This is a genomic window from Hymenobacter sp. B1770, from assembly GCF_049896385.1.
Classification (GTDB): Bacteria; Bacteroidota; Bacteroidia; order Cytophagales; family Hymenobacteraceae; genus Hymenobacter.
In genome coordinates, this window is sequence record NZ_JAFCUF010000003.1 from 283,275 (window position 1) to 298,433 (window position 15,159).

Here is a 15,159-nt window from a genome sequence, read left to right on the forward strand (position 1 = left end):
ACAAAAAAATCCGCCCGGAGGCGGATTTCAAAGGTACGGCAGCGACGCGAAGCGCTACTTAACGGTGGTTTTGATTTCGGTGTCTACTGTAGTGCCGTTAGGCCGCGTGGTGGTAGTTTCTACCTCGGTTTTGGTTTTCTTGTCCTTGCCACCTCCGAACACCGAGAAGTGCACGTACCGCTTGGGGTTGGCCTTGAAGTCGGAAATCAGCGCGTTGGAGCTGGCAGCGGTGGCGTTGAGGTTGTTGTAGAGTAACGTGTCGTTAATCAACTTGCCCATCGAGCCCTTTTGGTCGTTGAGGGCGCGGTTGAGGCTGGCCACAGCGGTTTGGGCTTCGGCCATGGTAGCATCGAGGCGGCGCAGGGCCGGGCCGATGGGGGCAGCCTTCAACGAATCGGACAGCTGGCTGAAGTTGTTAGCAATGCGGTCAAGCTTCACTGTCGACTTATTCAGGGCGGCGCTCATCTGAGCGAAATTGGAGGTAATCTGATTGATGTTGCGCTGGTTGGCGGCAATGAGGGCCTGCAGGGCCTCGGTGCTCTTGCGGGCGCTGAGCAGAGTGCTTTGAATGTTGGTTTGCGCATCCTGGTTCAGGAAGGCGTTGATGTGGGCCAGCGTGGCACCCACTGTATCAAGCACAGGCAGGGCCTTGGCCTGAAAGGCATCGATGGTGCTGATGGCCGACTTGGTAGCCAGTTCTTCTCCGCCGTCAAACTCCTTGCTGTTCTTACCCAGAAACAAGGTAATGGTCTTCGAGCCCAGCAGGGTGCCGCTGAGGCCGGCCACCGTGGAGTCGCCCACCACAATGCCCTTTTGCAGTTCCAGCGAGGCGCGCACCGCGTTGCCCCGCTCGGGCTGGAGTTCCAGGTTTTTAACCTGGCCCACTTTAATGCCGTTCAGGATTACCTGCGCGCCTACATTAAGGCCCTCTACGTTGGGGTAGGAAGCGTAGTAGGTGCGGTCGTTGGACAGCACGTTGGTGCCGCGCAGAAAATTGAAGCCGATAACGAGCGCGGCGATGGCTACAATGGCAAGCAGCGCCACTTTTATTTCTTTAGACACGGGAAGCTAATGTATGGGTGGGTGTATAGGGACGCAACGCAACGATATCAGGGATGGTACGAGAGAATACAGCAGGCGGATTTCGCCGGTAATACTACGTGTACCGGCCCTTTTTTATGAGCCGCCTTCTAGTTCGCGCTTGTATTCGCGGAAAGCACGATAGATTCCCGCCGCCATATACGACTGATTAGCTTTGTCGTTGAGGTACCGCTCCTCGGCCGGGTTGGTGAGGAAGCCGGATTCGATGAGTACCGAGGGCATGGTTGATTTCCAGAGCACCAGAAAACCGGCCTGTTTTACGCCGCGGCTGGGGCGCTTCACCGTGGTGCGCAGCTGCCGGTCAACGCGCTGGGCAAAGCGCAGGCTGTTGGTGATGTAGGCCGATTGAAAGAGCGAAAACAAAATATGACTCTGGGGCGAGCGGGGGTCAAAGCCATCGTAGCGCTTCTGATAGTCCTTTTCCTGCAGAATAACCGCGTTTTCGCGTTGGGCCACGCCCAGGTTGGCGTTGGACTTGTGCAGGCCCATGGTCCACACTTCAGCGCCGTGGCTCTGGCTGGGGCCAGCGTTGCAGTGGATGGAAATGAACAGGTCGGCGTGGTTGCGGTTGGCGATAGCCGCCCGCTCAGCCAGCTCCACAAACACGTTGGTTTTGCGGGTATAAATGACTTTTACATCGGGCATATTTTCTTCAATCTGCTTGCCCAGCGCCAGCACCAGTCTTAGGGCCACGTCAGCTTCCCGCGCCGAAACCCCGGCGCAGCCCCGGTCCTTGCCGCCGTGACCGGCGTCGAGCACCACGGTGCGCAAGCGGTAGCGGTAAGGAGAATTAAATGCAGGGAGTGCGGTGTCGGCCGCAATGCGGCCCGAATCGGCCGTGGTCTGGGCCTCCGCTTTCCACTCCCCGCTGCCCGCGCCGAGTAGCAGCAGGGCGGCACTAGCCAAGATGACAATAATCCGCACGTTGTTCGTTGAAGGGGCGGTAGCGACCTGCTACCTTTGTAGAAGCCCCAAAAGTAAACGAAATTAACCGCTACTACCCTTTGCCTGCTTGGTTTGGTCTTCGTTTTGATGCTTGGACGCGGCCGCGGCCGCACCGCATGGCCCCAACGATGAAGGGCCCCAAACTGCTGGGGCTCATTTTTTTATTTTGTTTCAGCTTCGCTAGCGCAAGCTGGAGCCAGACCGTGACGCCGGCCAAACCCAAACCGGCGCCCGCCAAGCCTACCCAGCGGCCGGGCAGTACCCCTACCCCGCCGGTCCGCTACATCTCGCCCGACCCGCGTGACCCCGTGGGGCCGCCCCCGCCTGGCGTGCGGAACACCGGCCAGCCCCGCATACCTGGCGCCTCGCGCAAGCCCGTGCCCGACACGCTCGCTCCGGCTGGCCGAGTCATCCGGCCTGGCACCACCCCCACCGATACCACTGGCCGGATAAATGGCGTGAGCCGCCGCGGCGACTCCCTGCAAGTGGCGGCCCGGCGCCGCGGCCAGATTGAATCCACCATCGCGTACACGGCCAAGGACTCCATCCAGTTCGACGTTACCAAGAAAGTTGCCCGGCTCTACAACAAAGCCACCGTCAACTACGGCGACACTGACCTGAAAGCGGCGCTCATCACCGTGGACTACGGCAACAACACCATGACCGCCGACGGCCGGCGCGACTCGCTCACCAACCGCCTCATCGACCGGCCCGTGCTCAAGGACAAGGGCGGCTTGTACACGGCCAGCAACATTGCCTACAACTTCAAAAGCAAAAAGGCCCGCGTGAGCGATGCCGTCACCACCCAGGGCGAGGGCTACGTGAGTGCGTCTGTTATCAAGCGGCTGCCCAACGGCGACATCAACGGCCTGATAGGGCGCTACACCACCTGCAACCTCGAGCACCCGCACTTCTACATTCAGGCCAAGAACATGAAGGTAATTCCGGGCGACAAAGTCGTGACCGGGCCCTTCAACCTGGTAATCGGCGACGTGCCCACGCCCTTGGGCTTTCTGTTCGGCTTCTTCCCCACGCCCAACAAAAGCCGAGGCTCGGGCGTGCTTATCCCCACGTTTGGGCAGGCCGCCGACCGCGGGTACTTCCTCACCAACGGTGGCTACTACTTCGCCCCCAACGACTACATCGGCGTGCGCCTGACCGGCGACATCTACGCCGGCAACGCCCAGACCTGGGGCGGCTTTGGCGCCACGGCCGACGTCACCTACCTTAAGCGCTACACCTACCAGGGCAACTTCAACTTCCGCTTCGCGAACCGCCCCGGCCAGCAAATCCTGGCTACCGATGCGCTTACCACCAGCCAGGTCTACATCAAGCCCCCCGATGCCAACTCGTTCTGGATAACCTGGAGCCACACGCCCGTGCCCAAGCCCGGCGGCGGGCGCTTCTCGGCCAACGTGAACGCCGGCACCAGCAGCTACAACCGCATCAACAGCTTCGACGCCCGCCGGCTGCTGGCCACCCAGTTTACCTCCGGCATCAGCTACTCCAAGCAGATTCGCAACTCGCCCATCAACTACGACCTCAAGCTCAGTCAGAGCCAGGGCACCGACGGGTCGATGCGCTTCATTCTGCCCGACGTAAGCCTGGGCGTGGCCCGGCAGTACCCCTACCAGTGGTTTGGCATCGAGCCCGGGGGCAAGTATGGTTCCTTGTATGAGCAAATCACCATCAGCTACAACCTCACAGGGAGCAACGAAATAACCAACAGCGTGCCCGCCCGCACCCTCACCAACGGCCTGCCGCTGCTGGGCGGCTCCACCACTCCCACCACCATTCCGCTGCGGCTTGGCAACGCGGGCCGGCTGCTGCGCAACTCCCGCAACGGCATCCAGCACGCGTTCAACATCGGCCTGGGCTCCTACAATGTATTCAAGCATTTCCAGTTCACCCCCACTTTCAACTACGGCGAGGTGTGGTACGGCCAGCGCCTCAACTACAGCTTCAGCCCCGTGGCTCAGGCTGTGCGCATTGACACCACCTACGGCCTGAACCGCATCTACAGCTATTCGACCTCGGCCAGCCTGAACACCACGTTCTATGGCACCGTCATCCGCAAGGGCACGCACAAAATCCAGGCCTTGCGGCACAAAGTCACCCCAAGCCTCAACTACAGTTTCTCGCCAAACCTGACGCAGCGCGACAACGTCAACCCCACCGGCGCCAACATCCTCACTTCTCCCACGGGCCAGCCATTGCTGCTCAACCAATTTGGCGGGTTCGTCACCAACGAGGCCACCCTCAACCAGTACACGTTCAACAACTTCAACAACTTCCTATACGGTACCCCCGGCGGGCCTCTGCAAAGCCAGGTTACTTTCTCGCTGCAGAACGCCGTCGAAATGAAGGTGCGCGACCCCAACGACACCACCGGCCTCACGCCCTTCAAAAAGGTGGATTTGTTCCGCAACCTCGACCTTAACCTCTCCTACGACTTCACCCGGACCGCGTTTAAGCTCTCGCCGCTGTCCCTCATTTTCAGCACCGAAATTGCCAAAAAGCTGGCGCTGAACGGCAACGCGCAGTTCGACGCCTACCAGCGCGACAGCCGCGGCCAGCCCGTCGACAAGTACTTGTTTCAGGCCAGTCCGACCCGGCTCCTGCGTTTGACTTCGGCCAGCATCAGCACCGGCTACGCCTTCAACCCCACTACCGGCAAGAAGAAGAGCGTGGTGCCGCGGGCCGTGGCCCCCAGCAACGACCCCACCCTCGGCACCGTGGGCCCGCCCAACCTCTACGCCGATTACGTGGACTTTGAAATTCCCTGGGAGCTGTCGCTGACGTACGCAGCGGGCTATTCCACCATCCAGGTGCCGCGCCGGCCCGGCGACCCGCGCCCGCCCTTGCTCGCGCTGCACACCGTGGGCGGCACGGGCTCTGTCAAGCTCACTCCCAACCTGCGCCTGAGCGGCAACTTTAGCTACGACCTCGCGAGCCAGACCTTCGTTTATCCCAACGTCACTTTCCTGCGCGACCTGCACTGCTGGCAAATCACCGGTACCTGGATTCCTTTCGGCCAGCTCCGAGGCTATGGCTTCACCATTGCCGCCAAAAGCAGCCTGTTGCAGGATTTGAAGCTTAATCGCAACCGCTACGCGCAGTTCCAATAAGCATCCTTGCCGTATATCCTCCCGGACCGTACAACATCCGGGGTGACAAAAACGGGCGCCGCTCCTGAGTCACCCTCTTGACCCTCTCCCGCAACTACTTCTTTTGTGGCTTAGAACAAGATTTCCCAGCCCAGCCAGCCTTCCCTCACCGGGAAGCTGGCTGGGCTGCCTTGTTTAGGTCTACTTCGGGTAAGCTGGCTTGCAATTCTTTAGCCCTGCAACATCTATTCTGGACCAGAACGTCAGATAGGCAAATACGCTCAAAGAAGAAGGGTTGCACGAACTACCATATCAACATTTATTAACAAAATAGCATTATTATTAAATTGAATTTTATCAAGTACTATCTAAACCACACTGACAAACAACTAATAAAATGCTCAATACTTTAGGAGCAATTGGCTTCTGATTCAACTGTATTTCATATATCAAGGAAAAACCCAATGATTTTATACAGGCAACTTTATTGCAATAAAAAAAGATAGTACATTTGTTACCCTCCAATTATGTCCTGTTTAATTTAGCAGGTTTGGGCTCGGCTTATCATTCCTTTTACCTGTTAATATGACCAAACGCTTACCCCAGTTTTTTTCTGCTTTTGTTGGCTTGTGCTTGGCGCTGACAACCCCAGCGCAAGCACAGCAGCGCCCTTCCGAACGGGGCTGCGGCACCACCGAAAACAACGAAGCAATGCAGCAGCAGCTGGAACGCCTCGTGCCCGGCTATAACCGCAACACCCAGCCGTCTGCTCCGACGACCGTTCGCAAGACCACAGCCCAGAATTACACCATTCCCATTGTGTTTCACGTGGTGCACAATGGCGAAGCCGTGGGCACGGGCAGCAACATCTCCGATGCCCGCATTTTGGAGCAGATGTCCCGCCTCAACGAGGACTTTGCCAAGCTCAACGCCGACCGCAGCAAAATCCCCGGTGTATTTCAGGGTGCCCACGCCGACGTGCAGGTTCAGTTTGCCCTGGCGCAGAAAGACTTGGCCGGCAATTGCTTCAACGGCATCAACCGCGTTAACCGCACTGCCAAAGGCTGGACCGCTCCCCCCTACTCGCAGAGCTACTGCAACAGCACCATTAAGCCCGGCTCTAGTTGGGACCCCAGCCGCTACCTGAATTTCTGGGTGGTGGAGCTGGGCGACGGCCTGCTCGGTTTTGCCCAGTTTCCGGACAACACCGCCGGCCTGGGCGGGCTAAACGCCTCGGGCGGCACCGCCAACACCGACGGCGTAGTGTGCCTGTATTCCTCGGTGGGCAACGGCGGCCTAGCCGCTGCTCCTTACAACCTTGGCCGCACCGCCACCCATGAGGTAGGCCACTGGCTGGGCCTGCGTCACATCTGGGGCGATGGCTCCTGCGCCACCGACTACGTAGCCGATACGCCCACCCAAAGCACGTCGAACTACGGCTGCCCCGCTTTTCCGAAAGTGACCTGCTCAAACGGTCCCAACGGCGACATGTTCATGAACTACATGGACTACACCGACGACGCCTGCATGTTCATGTTCTCGGCCGGCCAAAAAGACCGGATGCAGGCCGTAATGGCTGCCAACACCCCCCGCCGCACGTCGCTGGCTACGTCGAGCGCCCTGCCCCCCGACGTGACCTATGCAGCCACTACCAGCACGCCCTTGGTGTGCGCGGGCAGTACCATTTCGCTCGCCGGCACGGCTCCCGCTGGCTATACTTATAGCTGGACCGGCCCAAACGGCTTCACTTCCACGCAGCAAAATCCGTCGCTGAGCAACGTGACTACGGAGGCCTCGGGCACCTACACCATGATAACCGCGCCGGCTGGGGGCTGCCCTATTTCGGCAAACGTCGACGTGACGGTACGGCCCATTTCAACCTCACCCGCACTCACGGCCAGCAACGGCGGGGTACGCTGCGGCTCCGACGCGGTGCTGCTCACGGCCACTCCCTTCGGCAACCAGACGGCCACCATAATCAACCAGAACTGGAACGTGGGTACCACCGAAGGCGGCTGGACCCGCGACAACACCGGCTCAGCCAACGGCCGCAATACGGCTCCAGTGTGGGCCACCAGCACTACTACACCGGGGGTCAACGGCACCCGCTTCATCATGGTCGACGCCAGCTCCGGCAAGAACAACGACCTCACACGTTCTTCGCTTTACAGCCCTGTATTCAGCGCGGCTAACCTGTCTTCACTATCGCTGTCGTTCCAGCATATTTTCAAGGTTAAGAACGGCGCCAATGACTTGGGAAAAGTGGAAATCAGCTCCAACGGCGGCTCTACCTGGACCACCCTGCAAACCTATATCACCAACCAGGGCAGTTCCAACACGTCGGCTGCCTCTCCGGCGGCAGTTACCATCTACTTGGATGCCTATGCGGGCATGGCCAATCTGCAGCTGCGCTGGAACTACAGCTCCGACAACGGGCAAAACTGGTCGGTAGACGACATCAGCGTGAGCGGCCGCATCAACAACACTTATACCTGGAGCCTGGTGAGTGGCGACGGCCTGCCCGCCAATCCGGGCACGGCCAGCACCTTGTCGGTATCGCCTACCACCAACTCGGTGTACCAAGTTACTGTTACCACGCCGGGCAGCTGCGCCAGCGTTGCCACTACCGTAAGCGTAACCTTGCCCACCAGCACGACCTGGACCGGCGCCGCTAATAACGGCGACTGGACCAATGCCGGCAACTGGAGCAGCTGCGTTCCTACACGCATCACCACCGCCACCATTCCCAGCGGCCTGAGCACGGCTTATCCAGACTTGGATTTCGGTATCACAGGCGAGGTCGGCAACCTGATTCAGAACGGTCCGCTGACCCTGAGCGGTGGTTCCCTGGTACTTTTCGGCGACCACACGGGCACGGGCACCTACACCCAGAACGGTGGGGCCTTCTTCGTGTCAGGCTCCAGCGCTCAGAATCTGCGCGGCCTCACCTACGGCGCCCTTACCCTCAACGGCACAGGCATCAAAACCTTGCAAAACAACGCCACCGCCACCGGCAGCGTGCGCCTGAACGGCAGCATGCTGAACACGGGAAACTACACCCTCACCCTGGCGCCGACGGCCAATCTCATTGAGTCAGGCAGCAGCTACATCGTGGGCAGCGTGCAGGCATCGGCAACGGTAGCAGCGGGCAGCAGCAGCAGCTTCAACGGTCTCGGAGCCACCATTGGCGCTCCCGCGGGCAGTGTAGCGCCGGGCTTTATTCAGGCCCTGCGGGTAACCGGCACTCCCATTACGCACAATTCCCTGCCCGGCGGCGAAAGCATCAGCCGGTACTTCGACCTCACGCCGGCCGTAAATTCCGGCCTGAACCTGGACCTGACGCTGACCTACAACCTCGCCGACCTGGGAAGCAAGCCCGAGAACCTCCTCAGCCTCTACCGGGCGGTGAGCCTGGGTTCCAATTTCGAGCGCATCAGCAGCTCGCTGGACCAAACCACGCGCCGGGTTTCCGCCACGGGAGTTAATCACTTGTCGGTTTGGACCCTGGCCGCCTCGAGCGCGCCCCTGCCAGTAGAGCTTACCGCCTTCAGCGCTACCGCAGTCGGCGCCGATGCCCGCCTGAGCTGGACCACGGCCACTGAGAAAAACAACGACTACTTCGAAGTGCAGGTGAGCACCAACGGCAGCCAGTTCACGTCCCTCGGCCGGGTGAATGGCCACGGCAACAGCACCCGCCCCCAGAACTACACCCTGACCGACGGCCAGGTGGCTCGCTACAACACGCCCGTGTTGTACTACCGACTGCGTCAGGTCGACCTGGATGGCACCGCTACGTTGTCGCCGGTTCGTTCGCTGGTTGTAGGCAAGGGCTCAGAAGCCGGGTTCAGTGCCCAGCTGTTCCCTAATCCTTCGGCCCTCACTACGGCCGCGCCGCGGCTGCTGGTTGCCGGCCCCACTACCGGCCCGCTCATCCTCACCTTGCGCGATGCGCTGGGCCGCGTGCTCAGCCGCCGCGAGGTTGCCGCCGCTGGCAGTGCTCCCCTGAACCTGCCCGAAGCAGAGAAGCTGGCCGCTGGCCTCTACATCCTGGAAGTTCAGCAAGCAACGCATCACCTCAGCGTGAAACTGATGCGTGAGTAACCCCCGGGAGCGGCAAAACTATTTAAGTATGCCGGCTCACTGACACTCCATAAAAGGCCTCTGCAACATTCGCAGAGGCCTTTTATCTTTTAAAAGTGGCTTAGCTCCAGCACTCACCGAATAGCCAACGGCTTGTTTGGCAGAAAAAGCATCGACAAGCCCGCGGCTACCTGGACAGTACTTTTTTCACGGGCAGCATTTTCGAATGCCTTCATTCGGCAGTAAATAAATTATTTGTTCTCAGCTTTGCCCTGCCACACGGCTTTTAGTCTAGTAATTCGTCCTCCCTCAACCACCATGTCGCAGCACAAGGAAGTCAAGCTCGTTACCACCCATCAAATGCTGGCCATGAAGCAGCGCGGGGAAAAAATCTCCATGCTCACGGCCTACGACTTCTCAATGGCCCAAATTCTCGACGGCGCCGGCATCGACGTGCTGCTCGTCGGCGACTCGGCTTCCAACGTCATGGCCGGACACGAAACTACCCTGCCCATCACCCTCGACCAGATTATCTACCACGCCCAGGGCGTGGTACGGGCGGTGAAGCGGGCTTTTGTGGTGGTCGACATGCCCTTTGGCTCGTACCAGGGCAATTCGTCGGTGGCGCTGCAGTCGGCCATCCGCATCATGAAAGAAAGCGGCGGCCACGGCGTCAAGCTCGAAGGCGGCGCCGAGGTGAAGGATTCCATCATCCGCATTCTCACCGCCGGCATTCCCGTGATGGGGCATCTGGGCCTCACCCCCCAGAGCATCTATAAATTCGGCACCTACTCGGTGCGGGCCAAAGAAGATGCCGAAGCCCAAAAGCTACTCGAAGATGCCCGCCTGCTCCAGGAAATTGGCTGCTTCGGCTTGGTACTCGAGAAAATTCCAGCGGCCCTCGCCAAGCAGGTCGCCGATGAGCTGAGCATTCCCGTTATTGGCATTGGCGCGGGCCCCGACGTGGACGGCCAGGTGCTGGTCGTGCACGACTTGCTGGGCATCACCAAAGAATTCAAGCCGCGTTTCCTGCGCCGCTACGCCGAGCTGCACGACATCATGACCGAGGCCGTACAGCATTACGTGGCCGACGTGAAGAGCCGTGAGTTTCCCAGCAAGGAGGAAGGGTACTAAAAGCCTAGTCCAAATTAGGTAATAAAAGAAACGGTCATGCTTCGGCAAGCTCAGCATGACCGTTTCTCTCAAAGTATTGAGCTAAGCTCTAAGTAGGCTCTGCCCAACAAGAAGGCACCCAACCAGTGAAGCTCCCTCAATTCAACAGCCTCTCTTTGCTTCGGTTTTAGTCCGGTTCAGCTTCGTATCTTCGCCGTCATAAGAGCAAGAGTGGAGCGCCCGGTGTGTGGTCCGATGTCGTACGAAAGCCCCTCGCGGGCCCTGGGCCCCTTTTGCTAAACTTCCTATCCCGCCCGCACCCGCCGCGTGAATCGTCCCAACATCTGGTCCGAAGGCAGAGAAATTCTGTTTGAAGACAACCACCTCCTCGTCATCAACAAGCCCGCCGGCCTACTCGTGCAGGGCGACGCCACCGGCGATGAGCCCCTCTCCAAGAAAGCCGCCGAGTACCTGCGCTTCAAGTACAAGAAGCCCGGCGAGGCGTTTGTAGGCGTGTGCCACCGCATTGATAGACCGGTGAGCGGCATCGTGGTGCTGGCCAAAACCAGCAAGGCTTTGAGCCGCCTAAACGAAATGTTCCGCGACTCGCAGATGACCAAAACCTACTGGGCCCTCACCGGCAAGCCACCCATTCCTGAAAACGGCACCCTGGTGCACTGGCTGGTGAAGGACACCGTGCGTAACGTCACCAAAGCGTATTCGGAAAAACACTCGCAGGGCCTGCGCTCCGAACTGCATTACGAGCTGCTGGGCCAGGCCGGCAACCGCTACCTGCTGCAGATAAACCCCGTCACTGGCCGACCGCACCAGATACGGACCCAGCTGGCCACGGGCCTGAGCACGCCCATAGTGGGCGATGTGAAGTACGGCTTTATCGCGCCCTTGCCCGATGTGAGCATTGCCCTGCACGCCCGCCAGCTGCAGCTGCAGCACCCCGTCTCGAAAGAGGCGATGACCTTTGTGGCTCCCCTACCCGATGCCCCGCACTGGGACGCGGCCCGGGAGTTTTATAAATAGCGCGAACCCTGCAGTTCGCGTTTCCATGCCGCTGGTGCTGTTCCAGGACACTAACTACAAGGTTCGCGCAACGTGCAACATTTTGGCCTTATAGCTCGCGAATATTCGTCTGGGCACACCCGGCCGTAATTTTGCATTACCACTTCTGAACCTTACCCTTGGGTTATTGCTTATCCGGGCAGTTCAGCTTGCTATCCACTCCTATGGCTATTCTCATTTTCTTCGTCGCCCACTACTACTTATCGCTGTTCACGCAGACGTTTTACCTGCACCGCTATGCGGCGCACAAAATGTTTACGATGAACAAGTTTTGGGAGAAGTTCTTCTTTGCCTTCACTTACATCTGCCAGGGTAGCAGCTTCCTGTCGCCGCGCGCATATGCGTTGCTGCACCGCATGCACCACGCCTATTCCGACACCGCGCTGGACCCTCACTCGCCTCATTTTTCGAACAACGCGTTCGACATGATGTGGAAGACCAAAGTAATTTACAACGACGTGGTAAAGGACGTGCACGAAGGCGCCAAGCGCTTCGACGGCGACATTCCGGAGTGGAAGTGGCTCGATAAGTTTGGCGGCACCGTGTATTCCCGTCTGGGTTGGGGCACGGCGTACGTGCTGTTCTACATCAACTTCGCTACGGCTTGGTGGCAGTACCTGTTGCTCCCTATCCACTTCTTGATGGGGCCCATCCACGGTGCCATCGTGAACTGGGGCGGCCACAAATACGGCTACCAGAACTTTGACAACCGCGACAAGTCGAAAAACACATTGGCGCTGGACTTCCTGGCCTTTGGCGAGCTGTTCCAGAACAACCACCACAAGCTGCCCATGCGCGTCAACTTTGGCGTGAAGTGGTGGGAGTTCGACCCCACGTATGTCGCCATCTGGAGCCTCGACAAAATCGGCATCATCAAGGTGAAGCGCAAGAATATGAACCTGAATACCATTTCCAAGCTGGCCAAGCCCAAGCGCGAAGCCATGGCAGCATAGTTGGTAAATAGAAAAGCAAAAGCCCTGGCTTCATCGCCAGGGCTTTTTTTGTGCAGTTGCTAGCTAATGCTCTGAACAAACGCTACCTTTGCACTCCAAATTTTTGGATATCTCACCAGACGCACGAGCTGCGTCGCACAAAACCCCACCGGTTTATGGCAGTTAAAATCCGCCTCGCCCGCCGTGGCCGCAAAAAGGCCGCGACTTACGACATCGTAGTAGCTGACGCCCGCGCTCCCCGCGACGGCCGTTTCATCGAGAAGCTCGGCACCTACAACCCCAACACCAACCCCGCCACCATCAACTACAACGCCGACCGCGCGTTCTACTGGATGATGACCGGTGCTCAGCCCACCGACACCGTTCGGGCCATGCTCAGCTACCGTGGCGTACTCTACCGTCGTCACCTGCAGCTGGGTGTTGACAAGGGCGCTATCACGCAAGACGTAGCCGACGAGCGTTTCAATGCTTGGAAAGAAGAGAAAGACGCTAAAATCGAAGGAAAGCGCACTGGCTTGGTTGACGCCAAAGCAACGGCCAAGCAGGCTGCTTTCGACGCCGAAACCAAGGTTAAGGAAGCTCGTTCGGAAGCTCAGCGTCAGAAAGCTGCTGCTTTGCTGGCTGCCAACGCACCCGCTCCCGCTGCTGAAGAAGCTACCGACGCTCCGGCCGAAGAAGCTGCTACCGAAGCTGCTGAGTAGTTTTTAGGTTTCTAAACCGAAAGAGTTTGGGGGTTGTGAGCCGGTCCGGCTGGCAACCCCCAAACTCTTTTTCGTTAAGCCCCTCCCCTGCCCATGACCCTCGACGAAACCTATCAGCTCGGCTACATCATCAAAACCCATGGCCTGCGCGGCCACGTGGTGGCGCACTTCGATGTAGACGATGTCAAGGCTTACCAAAAGCTCAAAACCGTGTACCTGACGCTAGCCGGCGCCCCCACCAAGCTGGTGGAGCACCAGGTAGAAAAGGTGCAGCCCCAGCCCGGCTCCCGTGTGCTGCTCAAGCTGCGCGGCATCGAACGCATTGAGGAAGCTGAGCCCCTGCGCGGCTCCCAGCTGCACCTGCCCCTGGCGCAGCTCCCCGAGTTAGAGGAAGACCAGTTCTACTTCCATGACGTCATCGGCTTCACTGTGGTTGACTCGACTTTGGGCGAGCTGGGCACCGTGGAGAATTTCTACGAGCTGCCCCAGCAAGACATGCTGGCCATGCGCTACCAGGGCCAGGAAGTCCTGATTCCGGTAGTGGATGAGTTGGTGAGCCACGCCAATCAGGAGAAGAAGCAGATTTACGTGAACCTGCCCGATGGCCTGTTGGACGTGTACCTCAAGCCTTCCTCCCGCGAAAAGGACGAACCCGACGAATTCGAAGAAGCGTAGTAGCGCGGACTTGTAGTCTGCGCCTCAACGATAATCGACCTAAACGCGGACTACAAGTCCGTGCTACAATCCATGCGCATCGACATCCTCACCTGCCTGCCGGAGCTTTTGGTTAGCCCCTTCGCCCATTCTATTGTGAAGCGGGCGCAGGACAAGGGCTTGGCCGAAATCCACGTGCACGACCTGCGCCAGCACGCCATTAACAAGCACGGTCAAATAGACGACTACGTGTTTGGGGGCGGGGCCGGCATGGTGCTGCGCGTAGAGCCCATTGCGGCTTGGATAGATGAGCTGCAGGCCCAACGGCCCTACGACGCCATCATCTACCTCACACCCGATGGCGAAACCTTGCGCCAGCCACTGGCCAACCGATTGTCTTTGTACCAGAACATCATGATGCTCTGCGGCCATTACAAAGGCATCGACGAGCGAATTCGCAGCACTTACATCACCCACGAAATCAGTGTGGGTGACTACGTGCTGAGCGGTGGCGAGCTAGGCGCTGCCATACTGGTAGATGCTGTGGTGCGGCTGCTGCCAGGCGTTCTGGGCAACGAAGAGTCGGCCCTATCCGACTCTTTTCAGGACGACTTGCTGGCGCCACCCGTGTACACCCGCCCGGCAGAATGGCGCGGCCAAACCGTGCCGGAAATCTTATTATCGGGCAATACGCCCAAAATCGAGGAGTGGCGGCACGAGCAGGCATTGGCCCGCACGCAAGCCCGACGCCCCGATTTATTGTCATAAACACGCGTTAGCGAGTGAACTGAATGCTGAATCGACAGCAAATCAGTAAACAAGCTAACGTATGTTGTACAAACCGCTTGCTATCCTCAACCGAAAGCGTTATCTTTGCGGTCCGTTTCCTAAAATACTAAATCCCGACGGCGGCGCCGTCTTTCGCAATTTCTCAGCCATGAGCGTACTACTTGACTTTATCCAGGCCGAATCGCAGGAGCGCCGCGCCAGCTTCCCCCAATTCGCCGCTGGTGACACCGTGAACGTGCACGTGAAAATCCGCGAGGGCAACAAGGAGCGTATCCAGCAGTTCCAGGGCGTGGTACTGCAGCGTCGCAACCCCAGCTCTAACGGCGAAACGTTCACCGTTCGCAAGATTTCCAACCAAATCGGCACCGAGCGTATCTTCCCCCTGCTGTCGCCTAACATCGATAAAATCGAGGTTATCCGTCGCGGCAAAGTACGTCGTGCCCGTCTGTTCTACCTGCGTGGCCTGTCCGGCAAAGCTTCCCGTATCAAGGAGCGTCGCCTCAACCAGGTTGCCAAGGCTACCGCCTAAGCACTGCCGCAACCAGTGGGTTGCCATTGATAATAAAAAATGCCAGTCCCATTCGTGGGGCCGGCATTTTTTAGGTTATAGCCAGTGCTCTTTGTAGCACCGGCTAATCG

Annotated in this window: 11 protein-coding genes; 9 read left to right on the forward strand and 2 right to left on the reverse strand. The window is 58.8% G+C overall.

What is annotated here, in order from left to right; genetic code table 11:
• Positions 1 to 54: 54 nt before the first annotated feature.
• Together ACP7AJ_RS08015 and ACP7AJ_RS08020 are read right to left on the reverse strand one after the other, a co-directional pair.
• Positions 55 to 1,062, reverse strand: coding sequence for an MlaD family protein (locus ACP7AJ_RS08015; protein WP_426059670.1), 1,008 nt, complete (start codon positions 1,060 to 1,062; stop codon positions 55 to 57).
• A 114-nt stretch (positions 1,063 to 1,176) separates the two neighbouring features.
• On the reverse strand, positions 1,177 to 1,923 hold the full coding sequence (locus ACP7AJ_RS08020; protein ID WP_426059906.1) for an N-acetylmuramoyl-L-alanine amidase family protein: 747 nt from the start codon (positions 1,921 to 1,923) through the stop codon (positions 1,177 to 1,179).
• Between the two features lie 326 nt (positions 1,924 to 2,249).
• Between ACP7AJ_RS08020 and ACP7AJ_RS08025 the strand changes: the two genes are divergently transcribed.
• The 9 genes from ACP7AJ_RS08025 (at position 2,250) to rplS (ending at position 15,049) form a co-directional block, all read left to right on the forward strand.
• Complete coding sequence (locus ACP7AJ_RS08025) at positions 2,250 to 5,174, forward strand: putative LPS assembly protein LptD (RefSeq protein WP_426059671.1); 2,925 nt, start codon at positions 2,250 to 2,252, stop codon at positions 5,172 to 5,174.
• A 564-nt stretch (positions 5,175 to 5,738) separates the two neighbouring features.
• On the forward strand, positions 5,739 to 9,254 hold the full coding sequence (locus ACP7AJ_RS08030; RefSeq protein ID WP_426059672.1) for a M43 family zinc metalloprotease: 3,516 nt from the start codon (positions 5,739 to 5,741) through the stop codon (positions 9,252 to 9,254).
• Positions 9,255 to 9,551: 297 nt separating this feature from the next.
• On the forward strand, positions 9,552 to 10,367 hold the full coding sequence (gene panB / locus ACP7AJ_RS08035; protein WP_092677724.1) for a 3-methyl-2-oxobutanoate hydroxymethyltransferase: 816 nt from the start codon (positions 9,552 to 9,554) through the stop codon (positions 10,365 to 10,367).
• A 306-nt stretch (positions 10,368 to 10,673) separates the two neighbouring features.
• The gene (locus tag ACP7AJ_RS08040; protein WP_426059673.1) at positions 10,674 to 11,384 is read left to right on the forward strand and encodes an RluA family pseudouridine synthase; all 711 of its coding nucleotides are present in this window, start codon (positions 10,674 to 10,676) and stop codon (positions 11,382 to 11,384) included.
• 203 nt (positions 11,385 to 11,587) lie between these two features.
• Positions 11,588 to 12,376 carry an acyl-CoA desaturase gene (locus tag ACP7AJ_RS08045; RefSeq protein ID WP_426059674.1) on the forward strand — a complete coding sequence of 263 codons (789 nt, stop codon included), beginning with the start codon at positions 11,588 to 11,590 and terminating at the stop codon, positions 12,374 to 12,376.
• A 155-nt stretch (positions 12,377 to 12,531) separates the two neighbouring features.
• Entirely contained in the window at positions 12,532 to 13,077 is a 546-nt protein-coding gene (locus tag ACP7AJ_RS08050; protein ID WP_426059675.1) for a 30S ribosomal protein S16, read from the forward strand.
• Positions 13,078 to 13,170: 93 nt separating this feature from the next.
• Positions 13,171 to 13,752 (forward strand): ribosome maturation factor RimM, encoded by a 582-nt coding sequence (gene rimM, locus ACP7AJ_RS08055; protein WP_426059676.1) that lies wholly within the window; start codon positions 13,171 to 13,173, stop codon positions 13,750 to 13,752.
• Between the two features lie 72 nt (positions 13,753 to 13,824).
• Positions 13,825 to 14,499, forward strand: a complete 675-nt coding sequence (trmD, locus tag ACP7AJ_RS08060) for a tRNA (guanosine(37)-N1)-methyltransferase TrmD (RefSeq protein WP_426059677.1) — start codon at positions 13,825 to 13,827, stop codon at positions 14,497 to 14,499.
• Between the two features lie 169 nt (positions 14,500 to 14,668).
• Entirely contained in the window at positions 14,669 to 15,049 is a 381-nt protein-coding gene (gene rplS, locus ACP7AJ_RS08065) for a 50S ribosomal protein L19 (RefSeq protein ID WP_092677738.1), read from the forward strand.
• Positions 15,050 to 15,159: the final 110 nt, after the last annotated feature.

Bases quoted from the DNA above. Each gene is read 5' to 3' on its own strand.
- ACP7AJ_RS08030 (WP_426059672.1), top strand. From the start codon at position 5,739: ATGACCAAACGCTTACCCCAGTTTTTTTCTGCTTTTGTTGGCTTGTGC.
- panB (WP_092677724.1), top strand. From the start codon at position 9,552: ATGTCGCAGCACAAGGAAGTCAAGCTCGTTACCACCCATCAAATGCTG.
- ACP7AJ_RS08045 (WP_426059674.1), top strand. From the start codon at position 11,588: ATGGCTATTCTCATTTTCTTCGTCGCCCACTACTACTTATCGCTGTTC.
- ACP7AJ_RS08050 (WP_426059675.1), top strand. From the start codon at position 12,532: ATGGCAGTTAAAATCCGCCTCGCCCGCCGTGGCCGCAAAAAGGCCGCG.
- rimM (WP_426059676.1), top strand. From the start codon at position 13,171: ATGACCCTCGACGAAACCTATCAGCTCGGCTACATCATCAAAACCCAT.
- trmD (WP_426059677.1), top strand. From the start codon at position 13,825: ATGCGCATCGACATCCTCACCTGCCTGCCGGAGCTTTTGGTTAGCCCC.
- rplS (WP_092677738.1), top strand. From the start codon at position 14,669: ATGAGCGTACTACTTGACTTTATCCAGGCCGAATCGCAGGAGCGCCGC.